The following is a 15514-nucleotide window of genomic DNA, read 5'->3' as shown; positions in this document are numbered from 1 at the left end:
GGGCAGCGCGCCGAACAGGCGCAAACAGCCAGTCCAGGGCCAATTGGGTGGCCAAACAGCTGTAATTGGTGGGAATCAGATAGAATTGAACGAGCAAGCGTTCACTATCGGTGGGCACCAGGCGCCAGCCCAGCTGGCGGCGGATCTCGTCGGGAGGGGGCGGCGGACGGCGGGCGCTTTCGCGCCTCGCCATGTAGGCGCGCACTTGTTCTTTGGTTGGCTGAATGATTCGATGCGGCATGGCAGTTGGCACAAGTCAGCAATTGAGGGACGACACTGCACACGATACGGCCACGCCGACACCAGAACTTGATGGCCGTCAAACGAGCGCAAGTATGCACCCATTGACAAGCCGCTTTCCGCCCTATTTCTTCTGGCTTGCCAGATACAGGGTTTTGGCATCCTGATGCGCGCGGTCGACTGTGCGCATGGCTTCCTTCTCGTCATGTTCGACGAAAAAATCGGCGTCCTGCGCTTTCACGACCAGCTTGATCGCGGCGGCATCGCTCAGATTGAATTTTTCCGTGATCAGGGTGGTTACTTCATCCAGGTATTCTTCGTAGGTCATCGTGCTTCCTTAGTGGGGACCGTCATTTTACCAGCGCCATCGCCGCCACCGCAGGCGCAAGGTGCGGATACCGCAGGCGCACCCCCAGTTCGCACTTGATGCGCGCATTGCTCATGCGCCGCGACTCGGACATGAACGACAGCAACATGGGCGATACCGAAGCAACTAGTTGCGATCGCGCAACGCGAGGCGGGCGCGCCATGCCGAAGGCATCGGCCACGGTATCGAAATAATCGGCCATTTTCATATGTGTATCGTCGACCGCGTGATAGATGCGGCCGGGCAATGTCCTGTACAAGGCCAGCGCGACGATGCGCGCCAGGTCGTCGGCGTGGATGTGATTGGTGAACACATCCTCGGACGCCAGCAGCGCCGGCGTGCCCTGTTCCAGGCGGCGCAGCGGCAAGCGCTCGCGCGCATAGATGCCGGGCACGCGCAGGATCGCCAGGCGCGCCCCGCTGCGGCTGGCCCAGGCGCGCAGCACCCGTTCCGCGTCGACCCGGCGCAGCGCGCGGGCATTGCGCGGCGCCACGGTGCGCGTTTCATCGATCAGCTCGCCGGCGCAATCGCCGTACACGCCGGTGGTGCTGATGTACACCATGCGCGCCCCGGCCGGCAGCACCGCGCACAGATGGCGGGTGCGGCGGTCGAGCGTGCCGTCGGTCTGCGGCGGCGCCATGTGCACCACCCAGTCCGCCAGGCCGGCCAGGCGTTGCAGGCTGGCGGGCTGGTCGAGGTCGGCGATGATGGGAATGGCGCCGGCCGCGCGCAGTTCGGCGCAGCGCCCGGCGTTGCTGGTGACGGCGAACACGCGAAAGCGCGCGCGCACCAGCGGCAAGAGGCGCATGCCGACATCGCCGCAGCCGAGAATGAGCAGGCGCGGCCGCTTGAAGGGGGAAGTGGTGGTCATGTGAAATTGTTTGTCGTCGATGGCGTAGCCACACAATATACAAGATAAGCGCAGCGTCGGCAGGGTCCGCCGCTGGCCGTGGTGGCGGCCCTGGCGCACCCGGCCAGCGCAGCGGAACATGTAAAATACCCGCACCCGTTGCTCGCGACCGTAGCGGCGCGATCAACCCCGACCATGTAGTTCTTCTTGATGACGATAACACTATGACGTTTCAGATTACTGTCCAGCCCAGCGGCCACCAGTTTGCCTGCGAAGCGGACGAAACCGTGCTGGCGGCGGCGATCCGCGCCGGCATCGGCCTGCCCTACGGCTGCAAGAATGGCGCCTGCGGTTCCTGCAAAGGCAAGGTCGTTTCCGGCACGGTGGCGCACAAGGCGCACCAGCAGCGCGCCCTGAGCGACGAAGAAAAAGCCGCCGGCTTCTCGCTGTTCTGCTGCGCCACCACGTCCGCCGACCTGGTGATCGAAGCGCGCGAAGTGGGCGGCAGCTCCGATTATCCGGTGCGCAAGATGCCCTCGCGCGTGGCCAGCATCGAGAAAGTCGCGCCGGACGTGGCCATCATCACCCTGCAGCTGCCGGCCAATGAAGCACTGGCTTACCGCGCCGGGCAATACATCGAATTCATGCTGCGCGACGGCAAGCGGCGCAGCTACAGCATGGCCAGCGCCCCCAGCCTGGCCGGTCCGCTGACCTTGCACATCCGCTACATGGCCGGCGGGCTGTTCACCGAGCAAGTGTTCAACACCATGAAGGAGCGCGACATCCTGCGCTTCGAAGGCCCGTTCGGCACGTTTTACCTGCGCGAAGACTCGGACAAGCCGATCGTGCTGCTGGCCTCGGGCACCGGGTTTGCGCCGGTCAAGGCGCTGGTCGAGCACCTGATCCACCTCGACTCCACCCGTCCGGTCAGCCTGTACTGGGGCGGACGCCGCCCGGGCGACCTGTACATGAACGCCCTGTGCGAAGAATGGGCCGCCACCCTACCCCACTTGCGCTACGTGCCGGTGGTCTCGCACGCCTTCCCGGAAGACCACTGGAGCGGGCGCACCGGCTACGTGCACGCGGCGGTGATGCACGACCTGCCGGACCTGTCCGGCTACCAGGTGTATGCCTGCGGCGCGCCGGTGGTGGTCGAGGCTGCGCGGCGCGAGTATGTCGCGCAATGCGGGCTGCCGGCCGAGGAGTTCTACGCCGACGCCTTCACCAGCGAAGCCGACCTGGCATAGTGCATAGCCGGGAACCGCCGTGGTCGCCCCCTCGTCCTCGACCAGCAACTGTGCTTCAAGCTGTATTCGACCTCGCTGACGATGACCCAGCGCTACAAGCCGCTGCTGGCCGGGCTGCGCCTGAGCTATCCGCACTAGTTGGTGATGGCGGTGCTGTGGGACCAGGAAGGCACGCGCCGCTGGCTTAACCGGGGTCTGACCTCTAATTAGAAAGATTTCAATTTAGAGCTCTGAGCCCGGTTGCAGGATTATTTACGCTTGACTGCGGAGGCGTCGAATTGGTCGCTGTTTTTGCCCGTCACGCCGCTGTAGAAACGCTGGATCTCGACCATGTCGACCGTGATGTCGCCCGTGGTGTGGAACATGCAGCCAATGCCGCCCGTCTTGCGCTTGAAGTCGAGGAAGGCAAGCGCGATCGGGACGTTGGCGCCGTGCGCAATGTGGTAAAAACCGGTCTTCCAGTGCGTGACCCTGCCGCGCGTGCCTTCCGGCGCGACAATCACCGCCAGCCGCTCGCGCTTGGCAAACGCATCGATCGTGTTCTGCACCGTGTTGTTGGAGGCCGTGCGGTCGATCGGAATGCCGCCCAGCCAGCGCGATAACCACCCGATCGGCCAGGTAAACAGGCTCGACTTGGCCATCCAGTACACCCGCAAACGCAAGGCGAAACACACCATCAGCGTGATCGGGAAATCCCAGTTGCTGGTGTGGGGCGCGGCGATGAGCACGTACCGGGAATAGCCGGCAATCTGCTCCGGCGTCAGCCCATCGGTACGCCACCCCATCAGCCGCAGCGTCAGGAGCGAGAATCCTCTCATCAAGGTGTTGACGACAGGTGTTTCAAATATGGTGTTCTGCATAAAACGATAACGGCAAGGAAGCGGCACAGCCAGCAGGGTCGGGAAACATCGGGCACAATGCCATGCTGATTCCAGAAAGAATCATTTTACCCTACCCGCGTAGCCAGTCCCGAAAGTTCCTATGTCTGTGATGTCGCCGTCCAACGGTTTCAGTGTTTTGCGCCACCGAAATTTCTCGTTTTACCTCGCCGCGCGCGTGCTGGGGACCCTGGCGGTGCAGATGCAGAGCGTGGCGATCGGCTGGCAGGTGTATCAAATGACGGGCAGCCTGTTCGACCTGGGCCTGATCGGCCTGGCCCAGTTCGCGCCTTTCCTGGTGCTGATCCTGCTGGCCGGCCATACGGCCGACCGCTATGACCGGCGCCGCATCATTATCCTGTGCCTGCTCACGCAGTTGCTGTGCGGCTTGATGTTGCTGGCGTTTACGGCGAGCGGGGTGGCGCTGGTGTGGCCGGTGTTTGCCATCCTGGTGCTGTTCGGCAGCGCGCGCGCATTCATGATGCCGGCCACCCAGGCGGTGCTGCGCAATATGGTGCCGGATGAACATTTCAGCCAGGCGGTGGCCCTGAGTTCGTCGGCGTTTCACGTGGCCGTGATCGCCGGTCCGGTGCTCGGCGGCTTGCTGTACATCACGGGGCCGGCCACGGTGTATCTGGCGGCCGCGACGCTGCTGGTGTTGTCGGTGATCCTGATGTCGATGACCCACAGCGCGCCCCAGGTCGTCAACAAGGAGCCCGCCACCTGGCACACGGTGCTGGAAGGCTTGCGCTTCGTGTGGTCGCGCCCGATCATGCTGGGGGCCATGTCGCTCGATCTGTTCGCGGTGCTGTTCGGCGGCGCCACGGCGCTGCTGCCGGCCTATGCGCACGATGTGCTGCAGGTCGATGCGGTGGGACTGGGCTTGCTGCGCACCGCGCCGGGCGTCGGCGCCGCGCTGTGTTCGGTGGCGCTGGCGTTTTATCCGATCCGCCGCCGGGTCGGCGCGTGGATGTTCGGCGGCGTGGCCGTGTTCGGCGTGGCGACCCTGGTGCTGGGCTGGAGCGCGAGTTTCCCGGTCGCCCTGGGCGCCCTGTTCCTGCTCGGCGCCGGCGACATGGTGAGCGTGTACGTGCGCCATCTGCTGGTGCAGTTCGAAACGCCCGATGAAATCCGCGGCCGCGTGAGCGCGGTCAATGCGGTGTTCATCGGCGCCTCCAACGAACTCGGCGAATTCGAGTCGGGCCTGACCGCCGGCTGGTTCGGGCTGACGCGCGCGATCCTGTTCGGCGGGGCCGCCACCCTGGCGGTCACGGCGATCTGGATCTTCAAATTCCCGGTCCTGTCGCGCATGGACCGTTTCCCCCACCACGCGAAGGAAGCGGCGGCGCCGCGCGACGCCAAGGCCGGCGCGTGAGCGCGCTGGCCGCCCATCTGCGGGCCTTCGCTGCGCGTGCGCCGGTGCAAGCCGACGCGCCCTTCCTGGCGCGCCTGTACGCGTCCACGCGCCAGGATTTGCTCGGCACAGGGCGCGCCGACCCAGCCCTGGCGGCGTCCCTGATCGCGATGCAGCAGCGCTTGCAGGCGGCCGATTACCGCGCGCGCTTTCCGGATGCCGAGTATCTGGTCTTGCACCAGGCTGGCGAGCCGGTGGCGCGCATCGTCGTCGAGCATGGCTGCGCGGCGCTGCGCCTGGTCGATATCGTCCTGCTGCCGCAGGCACGCGGGCGCGGCACCGGCCGCACGCTGCTGGGCGCGCTGCAGCGCTTTGCGGCCGACCGTGATCTGCCGCTGACCTTGTCTGTCCACCACGCCAACCCGCGCGCGCGCCGCCTGTACCTGGGGCTGGGCTTCCGGATCGAGCGCGCCGACACCCACGCCGACGCCCTGCGCTGGCAGGCGCCATGACCCGATTTCATTTGCGCTGAGCAATATCCGACAAAGGTGTAATATAGGCCGTGTGCTTAACGATGTGCCAACCCTGGCGCGGCGCAGCAATGCGCCCAGGCAGCACATGCAGGTCAACAAGGGTTGTGCCAGTACCTTTATGAACAGCCGGGAGTGAGCTTATGCAAATCAACATCAATACCGATAAAACGATCGAACGTCATCAAGGCCTCGACGATCATGTGCAATCCGTCGTCACCGCTGCCGTTTCGCGTTTTAGCGAACACATTACCCGTGTTGAAGTCCACCTCAGCGACGAGAACAGCCAGAAATCCTCCGACGGCGGCAACCGCTGCCTGCTCGAAGCGCGCGTGACCGGCTACCAGCCGATCGCCGTGAGCGACCACTCGGTGCATCTGCACCAGGCCATCACCGGCGCAGCGGACAAACTCAAGCGCGCGATCGACAGCGCCCTGGGCCGCCTGCACGACAAGCAGCTGCACGCCACGCCGAAACTGGTGCCCGAGCCGGACGAAGTCAGCGAGTAATCGCCAGGTAACACGGCCAGGGCCAGCGCCCTGCCCCCACGGCAGGCTGGCCTGCGGCAACACCAGCAAGACAGCCAGCCTGTCTTGCTGGCGCAGGATCAAAACATCGACGCCGACTGTGCCAATGCGCGCAAGTAGCGCAATCCGGCCAGCGAGCGGCTGCCGTACCACGACATCATTTCACCATCGATCACATGCACCGGCTTGCCGATCTGTTTTCCCAGCGCGTCCGCGTGGACGTCCGTGAAGCGGTAGGGTTCGGTCGACAGCAGCACGCCGTCGATGCGCGCCACCAGTTCATCGGACCAGGTGACCAGCGGGTAGCGCGTCGCATAGCGCGCGGCGCTACCCGCCGGGTGGTCCAGTTGCGGCACGCTCCAGCCGATCTCGGCCATCATGCGGGCGATGTAGGTGTCCGCCGAGACGCTCATCCACGGGTCTTTCCAGATGCAATACAGCAGCGTCGCCGGCCGGCCCTTGGGCAGCGCCCGCAGCGCCGCGTATGCTTCCTCGAAGGCGGCGCACCAGGCGGCGGCCTTGTCATCGGCGCAAAAAATCCCGCCCATCAGGCGCGCCAGCGCCAGGTTGTCGCGCGGCGCCAGCGGGTGCGTGACGACGATGCTGGGCACGAATTGCGCCAGCGCCTCGACGGTCGGCTTTTCATTCTCGTCGATGTTGACTACCAGATGGGTGGGCGCGAGCTTGCGGATTTTTTCCAGGTTGACATCCTTGGTGCCGCCGATCTTGGCAATGGCGGCGACCTGGTCGGCCGGGTGGATGCAAAAGCCGGTGCGCCCGACCAGTTGCCCGGCCAGGCCGAGCTCGCACAGCAATTCGGTAATCGAGGGCACCAGCGACACGATGCGTGCCGCCGGGTCGGGCCGGTGTGGGGTGCCAAGGGCGTCGGTGAAGTGCATGTGGTGGCGGGTTCGATTCGGATGACGCTATTGGAACACTGATATGATGCGAACGCCAATGGTTATAGCGGCGCACACCTGACCGGAGAGACTATTTTGGAACAGATCGGCACCTTCGCTGCATCAAGTTACACCATCCGCGACTTGCATTTGTTCCGCGACATCGACGACGAGCAGATCGCGCGCGCGCTGGCCGGGTGCGCCGTGGTGCGGCTCGCGCCCGGGGCCAGGGTCGAGGATAGCAACCGTGCGCGCCTGTATATCCTGCTGCGCGGTGCGCTTGCGGTCGAGGCCGACACCCGCAACGGCATGGCCGACGGCACGGTCAGCAAGATCTTGCCGGGGGAGAGCGTGGGCGAGCAGTCGGTACTGGACGAAGCGGCCAACCTGGCCTCGATCAGCGCGCTGGAGGAATCGGAACTGCTGCTCATCGAAGGCGAACTGATGTGGAAGCTGATCGACCAGTCGAACGGGCTGGCGCGCAACCTGCTGCGCCTGCTGTCGTTCCGCATCCGGGCCGCCAATGCGCTGCTGCGGCGGCGCCAGAAACTGGGCGAATTCTATCGCCAGTTGTCGATGAACGATGGCTTGACCGGCATGTACAACCGCGCCTGGATGAACGACATGCTGCCCAAGCTGATCGCCACCGCGCACCGCGCCGGCACCCCGCTGGCGCTGGTGATGCTCGACCTCGATCATTTCAAGCGCTTCAACGATACCCATGGCCACCTGGCCGGCGACGATGCCCTGCGCGCGGCCGCCGACGTGATTTCGACGGCGCTGCGCCCGTCCGATTTCGCGCTGCGCTACGGTGGCGAGGAATTGATGGTGATCCTGCCCGAAACCCCGGAACCGCTGGCGCTGATGGTGGCCGAGCGCTTGTGCGCGCGCATGCGCGAGGCGCCGATCTTCCGCGACATGCGCATTCCGCTGCCGCACATCACGGCCTCGTTCGGGGTCGCCTTGCTGGAAGCGGGCATGGATGACAGCGCCCTGATCGCGGCAGCCGACGCGGCCATGTATCGCGCCAAGGAAGGCGGACGCAACCGCGTCGCGCGCTGACCTGCCGCGCCGCGCGCTCAATCCAGGCACCAGCACGGCGCCAATCTGTGTACCATATGGGTCCGCCCCGGCGTGCACACGGCCACGGGGCTGCCACTTATTGATCGACGCTCCATGACCACCCACACTTTTCTCTGGCACGACTACGAAACCTTCGGCGCCCAGCCGCGCCGCGACCGTCCGGCGCAGTTCGCCGCGATCCGCACCGACGCCAACCTCAATGAAATCGGCGCGCCGATCATGCTGTACTGCCAGCCGGCGCCGGATTTTCTGCCGGACCCGCAGTCCTGCCTGATCACCGGCATCACGCCGCAGCAATGCCTTGAACTGGGCGTACCCGAGCACCAGTTCGCGGCCACCATCGAGGCGGCCTTCAGCCAGGCCGGCACGATCGGGGTCGGCTACAACACGATCCGCTTCGACGATGAAATCACGCGTTTCCTGTTCTGGCGCAACCTGATCGACCCGTACGCGCGCGAGTGGCAGCACAATTGCGGACGCTGGGACTTGCTCGACGTGGTGCGCATGACGTACGCGCTGCGCCCGGAAGGCATCGAATGGCCGCTGCGCGACGATGGCAAGCCGAGTTTCAAGCTGGAGCACCTGGCCAAGGCCAACGGCTTGCTGCACGAAACGGCGCACGATGCGCTGTCGGACGTGCGCGCGACCATCGCGCTGGCGCGCCTGATCCGCGACAAGCAGCCCAAGCTGTTCGATTTTTGCCTGGCCCTGCACAAGAAAGACAAGGTCGCCTCGGAAATGGGCATGCACCTGGCGGCGGCACAGCGCCAGCCCTTCCTGCACGTGTCGGGCATGTTCCCGACCGAGCGCGGCTGCATCGGGCTGGTGTGGCCGCTGGCGACCCATCCAACCAACAAGAATGAAGTGCTGGTCTGGGATTGCAGCCATGATCCGTCCGAGCTGTTCGGACTCGATGCGGAAACGATCCGCCTGCGCATGTTCACGCGCTCGGCCGATTTGCCGGAAGGCGTGACACGCTTGCCGATCAAGAGCATTCACCTGAACAAGTCGCCTATGCTGGTGGGGAACCTCAAGACCCTGAGCGCGGCGATGGCGCAAAAGTGGGGCATCGATATCGAGCAGGGACGCGCGTTCGCCGCCGTGGCGGCGGCCGGGCCGGATATGGGCGCCTTGTGGGCGCAGGTGTATCAGCGCCCGGGCGCGCAGGAAGCGGTCGATGTGGATGAGGATCTGTATAACGGATTCATCGGCAATGGCGACCGCCGCAAACTGGAATCGCTGCGGGCCGAGACGCCCGAGAAGCTGGCCAAGGCCCGGCCATCGTTCGAGGACCAGAGGCTGGTGGAACTGGTGTTCCGCTACCGCGCGCGCAATTTCCCGGAGTTGCTCAGCGAAGCCGAAGCGCAGCAGTGGGAAGAGCAGCGCGCCGCCAAGCTGTTCGACGGGCAAGGCGGGGCGAGGACGATCGAACAGTTGTTTGCCGAGATCGATGCGCTGTCGGAAGATGCCGACGAGCGCGCGGAGGAGATTTTGGGGACCTTGTACGATTATGCCGAGGCGATTGCGCCGAGCAGGCATTAAGCCCGCCGTGCCGGCAACCCTGCGTCGTCTCTGGCATTGCCAGAGACGAGCGGCTAGTGGCAGGAACGACGATCTAGCGATACAAATTAATCGCGTCGCGCGTCTCCAGCGCCACCCTGCGCGCCGCTGCCGCAAAATCCTCGCTCCCCTGCGGCAGCGCATACAGAATCGCGCGCGAGGAATTGATCATCATGCCGGCGCCGCTGGCCGTGCGTCCCGACTTCACGGTCGCTTCCACATCCCCGCCCTGCGCGCCGACGCCCGGCACCAGCAGCGGCATCTCGCCCACGATCGCGCGCACCTGCGCCAATTCCTCCGGAAACGTCGCGCCCACCACCAGCGCGCACTGTCCGTTCTTGTTCCACTTGTCAGCCACCAAGCGCGCCACGTGCTGGTACAAGGGCTTGCCGTCGGCCATCAGGAACTGCACATCCGATCCACCCGGGTTCGAGGTGCGGCACAGCACGATGGCGCCGCGGTCGGTCCACTCCATGTACGGTTCAACCGAGTCGAAGCCCATGTACGGATTGACCGTCACCGCGTCGGCCCCGTAGCGGTCGAACGCTTCGCGCGCGTACTGGCGCGCGGTGGCGCCGATGTCGCCGCGCTTGGCGTCGAGAATCAGCGGAATATGCGGATAATGCTGGCGTGCGTACGCGCAAATGCGTTCGAGCTGGCCTTCGGCACCGAGCGCGGCAAAGTAGGCGATCTGCGGCTTGAACGAACACGCCAGGTCGGCCGTGGCATCGATGATCTCCTTGCAGAACAGGAAAATCGCATCGGGCTCGCCAGCCAGCTGCGCCGGAAAACGGGCCAGGTCGGGGTCGAGGCCCACGCACAGCAGGGAGTTGTTGGTGGTCCAGGCGGCGGACAGCTTGTTGATAAAGTTCACAGGACAGCCTCGTAGTCGGTTACAAACCCGTCATTGTAGCGCGTCCCCCGCCCCTCCCCGCCGCCTACCACGCACGTTTGAAAAGTCATCGGCTTGGCATTTAGGGTATATTTTTGACCATTCGACAACTTGCTACGGACGGAAATACCATGACAAACACTGCATTCGCACGCTGCGCCCGGGTGCTGCTGACCCTGGCACTCACAGGCACGCTCCTGTCCGGCTGCGGCTACAACGATTTCCAGACCAAGGATGAGGCCAGCAAGGCAGCCTGGGGCGAAGTGGTCAACCAGTACCAGCGCCGCGCCGATCTGATTCCGAATCTGGTCAACACGGTCAAGGGCTACGCCACCCACGAAAAGGAAACGCTGGAATCGGTCACGCGCGCACGCGCCGCCGCCACCAGTTTCCAGATCACGCCCGAGGTCCTGAACAATCCGGAAGCGTTCAAGAAATTCCAGCAAGTGCAGGGCGAGCTGTCCGGCGCCTTGTCGCGCCTGATGGTGGTGGCCGAGAAATATCCGGACCTGAAGGCCGATGCCAGCTTCCGCGACCTGCAGTCGCAGCTCGAAGGCACCGAGAACCGCATCACGGTCGCGCGCCAGCGCTACATCGTCACTGTGCAGGAATACAACGTACAGGTGCGCAAATTCCCGACCAACCTGACCGCGATGATGTTCGGCTACCAGACCAAGCCCTCGTTCACCGTCGAGAACGAAAAGGCGATTTCGACCGCCCCGACCGTCAATTTTGGCAAGTAAGCACATGCGCTGGCTGCGATATGTATGGATGCTGGTCCTGGCGCTCGGCCTGGGCGGCACGGCGCACGCGCAGTTGGTGCCGGTGCCGGCCCTGAGCCGCCATGTCACCGACCAGGCCGGCATGCTGAGCGAGGAACAACGCGCCAAGCTGGAAACCGTGCTCACCGACTATGAAAGCAAGACCGGCAGCCAGATCGCGGTCTTGCTGGTCAAGAGCACGGCGCCGGAACAGATCGAGCAATACAGCATCCGCGTCAGCGATGCCTGGAAACTGGGGCGCAAGGGCGTCGATGACGGCGTGCTGCTGCTGGTGGCGCCCGACAATCCGCCAGCCCTGCGGCGCCTGCGCATCGAAGCCGGACGCGGGGTGCAAGGCGTGCTGACCGATGCCCAATCGAAACGCATCCTGCAAGACGTGATCGCGCCGCATTTCCAGCAAAAACAGTTTTATGATGGCCTGGTGGCCGGCGTGGGCGCGATCGCGACCTTGCTGAACGCGGAAAAGTTTCCTGCGCCGCCACAGCAGCAACAAGCCGGTGAATTGGAAGAGAACAATATCCTGGTCCCGCTCCTCCTGTTTGGCGCATTTCTCGTGTTCTCCCTGTTCCGTCCGCGCCGCGGGCGTCTTGGCCGGGGCGGCTGGAGCAGCGGCGCCACCGGCTTCATCATCGGCAGCATGCTCGGTGGCGGCGGCGGTGGCGGTGGCGGTGGTTCTTCCGGCGGCGGGTTTTCCGGCGGCGGCGGCAGTTTTGACGGCGGCGGCGCCTCGGGAGATTGGTAATGAGTCAGTCCGCCACACCATCGATGGGCGCACGCATCGCGCGCATCTGGCGCCACTGGCGCAGCACGGCAGCCAAAGGCCGGCGCGCGTTTCCGCCGGAAACGCTGGACGCGATCGGCAAGGCCATCACGGCCGGCGAGCAAACCCACCGCAGCGAGCTGCGCCTGATCGTCGAACACGGCATGCCGTTCGATGCCTTGTGGGCCGGCATGGGGATGCGCGAACGTGCCATTGCCCTGTTCGCGGAATACGGCATCTGGGATACGGAAGACAATTGCGGCGTGCTGATCTATGTGAACCTGGCCGAACGCAAGGTCGAGATCGTGACCGACCGGAATGTCGGACGCAAGATCGACAATATCGTCTGGAACCGCTTGTGCGCGGCCATGACGCAGGGATTTGCGCGCGGACAATTCCACGGCGCCACGCTCGCTGCCTTGGAACAAGTCAACACCTTGCTCGGACAGCACTTTCCGGCGCAGGGTGCGCGCGCCAATGAGTTGCCGGACGGCCCCATCATGCTTTGATGCAGCGCAAAAATATCAACGCCGGGCGCGCTGTGTGGTTAAAATTCGCTATTCCCGCACCATACTGAAAGCAATACATGAGACTTGAGCAAAAAGTAGCGATCGTCACCGGCGCCACGCAAGGCATTGGCCTGGCCTGCGCCCAGCGCCTGGTGAAGGAAGGCGCGCGCGTGATGCTGGTCGATATCAAGGCTGATGGCGTCGCCGCGGCCGACGCGCTCGGCGAGAATGCGCGTTTCTTCGCAGCGGACGTCAGCCAGAAAGCCGATGTCGATGCCATGATCGCCGCTACCGTGGCCGCCTTCGGCCGCATCGATGTGCTGGTCAACAATGCCGGTGTGACGCACGCCGCCGATTTCCTCGACTTGACCGAGGACGATTTCGACCGCGTGATGCGCATCAACCTGAAGTCGATGTTCCTGTGCGGCCAGGCCGCGGCGCGCCACATGGTGAGCCAGCAGCAAGGCTGCATCATCAATATGTCGAGCGTCAATGCCGAAGTGGCGATCGCCAACCAGGTGCCGTACGTGGTGTCCAAGGGCGGCATCAACCAGCTGACCAAGGTGATGGCGCTGAACCTGGCCGGCTACGGCATCCGCGTAAACGGCATCGGCCCGGGCACCATCCTGACCGAGCTGGCCAAGAAAGCCGTGCTGGGCAGCCCGGACGCGCGCAAGACGATCCTGTCGCGCACGCCGCTGGGACGCTGCGGCGAACCGGACGAAATCGCCTCCGTGGTGGTGTTCCTGGCCAGCGACGACGCCTCCTACATGACCGGCCAGACCATGTATGTCGACGGTGGCCGCCTCGCCCTCAACTACACGGTGCCGGTGAAGGAATGAGCCAAACCAAACAGACGCTGCCGGGGTCGGTCAACATGCTGGCGCTGGAAAACCAGTTTTGCTTCGCGCTGTATTCAGCCTCGCATGCGATGACCAAGACCTACAAGCCGATGCTCGACCGGCTTGGCCTGACCTACCCGCAATACCTGGTGATGCTGGTGCTGTGGGAACAGGACGCGATCCTCGTCAAGGATATCGGCGCGCGCCTGTTTCTCGATTCCGGCACGCTCACGCCGCTGCTCAAGCGGCTGGAAGGCAACGGCCTGCTCTCGCGCAACCGCGATCCGCACGATGAGCGCCAGGTGCGCATCGTGCTCACGGAGCAAGGCCGGGCGCTGCGCGCCCAGGCCGAGGTGATTCCCGAGCAGGTACTGTGCGCCAGCGGACAGGAACTGGCCGCGCTGGGACGCCTGCGCAGCGAACTGTCGAGCGTGCGCGACGACCTGTTCAAGGCCATGGACGAGCACGACTGAGTTTGGCGGCGGGGCAGGCCCCGCTGTTTGTCGAAAAAAATAGCGATAAATAGGTTGCGAACAATTTAATTGCGCGATATAGTTCATGCATCGGCACAGCGTTGCCGCCCCAACCCAAGCAAGGAGTCACCATGCAAGTTCTTTACACAGCACACGCAACAGCAACCGGTGGTCGCGATGGCCGCGCCGTTTCCGATGACAGCGTCCTGGACGTCCAACTGTCGACCCCGAAATCGCTGGGCGGCGCGGGCGGCGCCGGCACCAATCCCGAGCAACTGTTCGCGGCGGGCTATGCGGCATGTTTCCTGTCGGCCCTGAAACTGGTCAGCGGCGCGCTCAAGACCCCGGTGCCGGCCGATACCAGCATCGACGCATCGGTCGGCGTGGGTCCGAACGACAAGGGCGGTTTCGGCCTGACCGTCAAGCTGGTCGTGAAAACCCCGGGCATGGACCAGGCAACGGCCCAGGCAGCGGTGAACAAGGCGCATGAAGTCTGCCCGTACTCGAACGCCACGCGTGGCAACATCGAGGTCGCGCTGAGCGTGGAAGTGTAAATGCCGCGGCAGAGATATAAGTCAGGCGCATGTCCGGTATCCAAAATGTCAATTAGACATATAAGTGACGGCCCCGCATAATTGCACCTGTCTCCACTATCTTCCTCCAAGAAAATAGTTTAAGCCCGCTTTCATCAGCGGGCTTTTTTTTGCCTGCACCAAACGCGGCTCCATGCATCCTTGGGTCTGCGCCGTGCGGCCCTGCCTGGTTTTTCCCGCTATTTATCGCGCCAGCGCAATTGTTGCGTATTGTCATAGCTGGGTCACATTGCCTGCCTATACTTGCTTCATCTGCTGTACACGCACCCGATATGCGTGACTGGCAGCCAGGTGTGCCGACCCAGAGGGCGGCACACCACTCCGAATTGACGATCTCTTGGCCCGATCTTGGGTTTAGCCCGCTCCCACAAGCGGGCTTTTTTTTTGCGCAACACTTTTCCCTGCTCATTTGACTAGGGTTGACAAAAAGATGACACAAAAGCTTGAAGCTGCCGCCCATTCAACTATGATGAAGGTCCTCGAGCCTTTTTCATAACCATTGGCCAGCCAAGCGGAGCGATAAGAATGAGTGAATATGTCCTTGATGCATTATCAGAAGAACTTTCTCAACAGGCACACGCCAGCCGCCGCCAGCGCCACAGCACCGACGAAAAGCTCGTCCTGAGCGAACTTCATTCCAGCGCCGTCGTCGACCATCTCGACGACGACGATGTCCCGGTCGAACTGACTACCTTTGGCACGCTCCGGGAAACCTGTCCTAATTGCGGCCATGCGCACCTCAAGCTGGTCTTGCGCCAGCGCGCCGTGCGCGTTGCCCATCTGTTCTGCGCCGAGTGCCAGGGCTGTTTCGATGCGCGCTATAGCAATGGCGCGCCGGCGCTGACGATCTGATCTGGCGTCCACGCAGGAAACGTGCTGGCCGTGCAAGTCCGACGGCCGGCATGGTAAGGTGATGGTTTTTCCCCACGCACCCTGCCATGCCCGCCCTGATTTCCCTCCTTGTCCTTGACGAACGCCTGCGCAAATTGCGCTACGGCACCGCATTGGCGATGTACGCCGCCATTCTCATCATGGGTTCCGTACCGGGCGCGCGTGCCGAGATCGGCACCGTGGCGTCAGGCATTGTCCTGCACACGATCGCCTATGGTGCCATCACCTTTCTTTTAT

Annotated in this window: 18 protein-coding genes and 1 pseudogene; 14 read left to right on the top strand and 5 right to left on the bottom strand. The window is 63.9% G+C overall.

Going from position 1 to position 15514, the window contains the following annotated elements; all coding sequences use genetic code 11:
• Positions 1-364: 364 nt before the first annotated feature.
• Both PO883_RS21745 and PO883_RS21740 read right to left on the bottom strand, forming a co-directional pair.
• Positions 365-568 (bottom strand): hypothetical protein, encoded by a 204-nt coding sequence (locus PO883_RS21745; RefSeq protein ID WP_167092250.1) that lies wholly within the window; start codon positions 566-568, stop codon positions 365-367.
• A 22-nt stretch (positions 569-590) separates the two neighbouring features.
• Positions 591-1478 (bottom strand): SDR family oxidoreductase, encoded by an 888-nt coding sequence (locus PO883_RS21740; RefSeq protein ID WP_289311598.1) that lies wholly within the window; start codon positions 1476-1478, stop codon positions 591-593.
• Positions 1479-1681: 203 nt separating this feature from the next.
• On the opposite strand from PO883_RS21740, the gene PO883_RS21735 reads away from it, so the two are divergent.
• Positions 1682-2704 carry a CDP-6-deoxy-delta-3,4-glucoseen reductase gene (locus PO883_RS21735; protein ID WP_289311597.1) on the top strand — a complete coding sequence of 341 codons (1023 nt, stop codon included), beginning with the start codon at positions 1682-1684 and terminating at the stop codon, positions 2702-2704.
• A 248-nt stretch (positions 2705-2952) separates the two neighbouring features.
• Here PO883_RS21735 and PO883_RS21730 read toward each other — a convergent pair whose 3' ends face one another.
• A complete protein-coding gene (locus PO883_RS21730) occupies positions 2953-3564 on the bottom strand; it encodes a lysophospholipid acyltransferase family protein (protein WP_167092241.1) in 612 nt (203 codons plus the stop codon).
• A gap of 121 nt (positions 3565-3685) precedes the next feature.
• On the opposite strand from PO883_RS21730, the gene PO883_RS21725 reads away from it, so the two are divergent.
• From PO883_RS21725 to PO883_RS21715, 3 genes are all read left to right on the top strand, one after another.
• Positions 3686-4957: an MFS transporter gene (locus tag PO883_RS21725; protein ID WP_289311596.1), complete on the top strand. Its 1272-nt coding sequence runs from the start codon at positions 3686-3688 to the stop codon at positions 4955-4957.
• Complete coding sequence (locus PO883_RS21720; RefSeq protein WP_289311595.1) at positions 4954-5448, top strand: GNAT family N-acetyltransferase; 495 nt, start codon at positions 4954-4956, stop codon at positions 5446-5448. The genes PO883_RS21725 and PO883_RS21720 overlap by 4 nt, the downstream gene beginning before the upstream one ends.
• A 161-nt stretch (positions 5449-5609) precedes the next feature.
• On the top strand, positions 5610-5975 hold the full coding sequence (locus PO883_RS21715; RefSeq protein WP_289311594.1) for an HPF/RaiA family ribosome-associated protein: 366 nt from the start codon (positions 5610-5612) through the stop codon (positions 5973-5975).
• Between the two features lie 98 nt (positions 5976-6073).
• Here PO883_RS21715 and PO883_RS21710 read toward each other — a convergent pair whose 3' ends face one another.
• The gene (locus PO883_RS21710; RefSeq protein ID WP_289311593.1) at positions 6074-6892 is read right to left on the bottom strand and encodes a helical backbone metal receptor; all 819 of its coding nucleotides are present in this window, start codon (positions 6890-6892) and stop codon (positions 6074-6076) included.
• A 96-nt stretch (positions 6893-6988) separates the two neighbouring features.
• Between PO883_RS21710 and PO883_RS21705 the strand changes: the two genes are divergently transcribed.
• Positions 6989-7954, top strand: coding sequence for a diguanylate cyclase (locus PO883_RS21705; protein WP_289311592.1), 966 nt, complete (start codon positions 6989-6991; stop codon positions 7952-7954).
• Between the two features lie 114 nt (positions 7955-8068).
• Entirely contained in the window at positions 8069-9517 is a 1449-nt protein-coding gene (gene sbcB, locus PO883_RS21700) for an exodeoxyribonuclease I (RefSeq protein ID WP_289311591.1), read from the top strand.
• 73 nt (positions 9518-9590) lie between these two features.
• Here the strand turns inward: sbcB and pyrF are convergent, their stop codons facing one another.
• Complete coding sequence (pyrF, locus tag PO883_RS21695) at positions 9591-10409, bottom strand: orotidine-5'-phosphate decarboxylase (protein WP_289311590.1); 819 nt, start codon at positions 10407-10409, stop codon at positions 9591-9593.
• Positions 10410-10558: 149 nt separating this feature from the next.
• On the opposite strand from pyrF, the gene PO883_RS21690 reads away from it, so the two are divergent.
• The 8 genes and pseudogenes from PO883_RS21690 to PO883_RS21655 form a co-directional block, all read left to right on the top strand.
• Positions 10559-11170 carry a LemA family protein gene (locus PO883_RS21690; protein ID WP_167092217.1) on the top strand — a complete coding sequence of 204 codons (612 nt, stop codon included), beginning with the start codon at positions 10559-10561 and terminating at the stop codon, positions 11168-11170.
• Positions 11171-11174: 4 nt separating this feature from the next.
• On the top strand, positions 11175-11951 hold the full coding sequence (locus PO883_RS21685) for a YgcG family protein (RefSeq protein WP_289311589.1): 777 nt from the start codon (positions 11175-11177) through the stop codon (positions 11949-11951).
• On the top strand, positions 11951-12478 hold the full coding sequence (locus PO883_RS21680) for a TPM domain-containing protein (protein WP_289311588.1): 528 nt from the start codon (positions 11951-11953) through the stop codon (positions 12476-12478). Before PO883_RS21685 ends, PO883_RS21680 begins: the two co-directional genes overlap by 1 nt.
• A 77-nt stretch (positions 12479-12555) precedes the next feature.
• On the top strand, positions 12556-13320 hold the full coding sequence (locus PO883_RS21675; protein WP_289311587.1) for an SDR family NAD(P)-dependent oxidoreductase: 765 nt from the start codon (positions 12556-12558) through the stop codon (positions 13318-13320).
• The gene (locus PO883_RS21670; RefSeq protein ID WP_289311586.1) at positions 13317-13793 is read left to right on the top strand and encodes a MarR family winged helix-turn-helix transcriptional regulator; all 477 of its coding nucleotides are present in this window, start codon (positions 13317-13319) and stop codon (positions 13791-13793) included. The genes PO883_RS21675 and PO883_RS21670 overlap by 4 nt, the downstream gene beginning before the upstream one ends.
• 131 nt (positions 13794-13924) lie before the next feature.
• A complete protein-coding gene (locus tag PO883_RS21665) occupies positions 13925-14347 on the top strand; it encodes an organic hydroperoxide resistance protein (protein ID WP_289311585.1) in 423 nt (140 codons plus the stop codon).
• A 564-nt stretch (positions 14348-14911) separates the two neighbouring features.
• The gene (locus tag PO883_RS21660; protein WP_289311584.1) at positions 14912-15238 is read left to right on the top strand and encodes a hypothetical protein; all 327 of its coding nucleotides are present in this window, start codon (positions 14912-14914) and stop codon (positions 15236-15238) included.
• Positions 15239-15324: 86 nt separating this feature from the next.
• Positions 15325-15514: pseudogene (locus tag PO883_RS21655) on the top strand (hypothetical protein); the annotation flags it as partial.

The organism is Massilia sp. DJPM01, from assembly GCF_030348125.1.
Taxonomy (GTDB): Bacteria; Pseudomonadota; Gammaproteobacteria; order Burkholderiales; family Burkholderiaceae_D; genus Telluria_A; species Telluria_A frigida.
The sequence above is the reverse complement of the archived record's forward strand: the minus strand, read 5'-3'. Positions and strand labels throughout refer to the sequence as shown.

Coding starts and splice junctions, on each gene's coding strand:
- PO883_RS21710 (WP_289311593.1), bottom strand. CDS start 6,892: ATGCACTTCACCGACGCCCTTGGCACCCCACACCGGCCCGACCCGGCG.
- PO883_RS21730 (WP_167092241.1), bottom strand. CDS start 3,564: ATGCAGAACACCATATTTGAAACACCTGTCGTCAACACCTTGATGAGA.
- PO883_RS21745 (WP_167092250.1), bottom strand. CDS start 568: ATGACCTACGAAGAATACCTGGATGAAGTAACCACCCTGATCACGGAA.
- sbcB (WP_289311591.1), top strand. CDS start 8,069: ATGACCACCCACACTTTTCTCTGGCACGACTACGAAACCTTCGGCGCC.
- PO883_RS21670 (WP_289311586.1), top strand. CDS start 13,317: ATGAGCCAAACCAAACAGACGCTGCCGGGGTCGGTCAACATGCTGGCG.
- PO883_RS21690 (WP_167092217.1), top strand. CDS start 10,559: ATGACAAACACTGCATTCGCACGCTGCGCCCGGGTGCTGCTGACCCTG.
- PO883_RS21680 (WP_289311588.1), top strand. CDS start 11,951: ATGAGTCAGTCCGCCACACCATCGATGGGCGCACGCATCGCGCGCATC.
- PO883_RS21660 (WP_289311584.1), top strand. CDS start 14,912: ATGAGTGAATATGTCCTTGATGCATTATCAGAAGAACTTTCTCAACAG.
- PO883_RS21665 (WP_289311585.1), top strand. CDS start 13,925: ATGCAAGTTCTTTACACAGCACACGCAACAGCAACCGGTGGTCGCGAT.
- PO883_RS21715 (WP_289311594.1), top strand. CDS start 5,610: ATGCAAATCAACATCAATACCGATAAAACGATCGAACGTCATCAAGGC.
- PO883_RS21735 (WP_289311597.1), top strand. CDS start 1,682: ATGACGTTTCAGATTACTGTCCAGCCCAGCGGCCACCAGTTTGCCTGC.
- PO883_RS21685 (WP_289311589.1), top strand. CDS start 11,175: ATGCGCTGGCTGCGATATGTATGGATGCTGGTCCTGGCGCTCGGCCTG.
- PO883_RS21725 (WP_289311596.1), top strand. CDS start 3,686: ATGTCTGTGATGTCGCCGTCCAACGGTTTCAGTGTTTTGCGCCACCGA.
- PO883_RS21675 (WP_289311587.1), top strand. CDS start 12,556: ATGAGACTTGAGCAAAAAGTAGCGATCGTCACCGGCGCCACGCAAGGC.
- PO883_RS21740 (WP_289311598.1), bottom strand. CDS start 1,478: ATGACCACCACTTCCCCCTTCAAGCGGCCGCGCCTGCTCATTCTCGGC.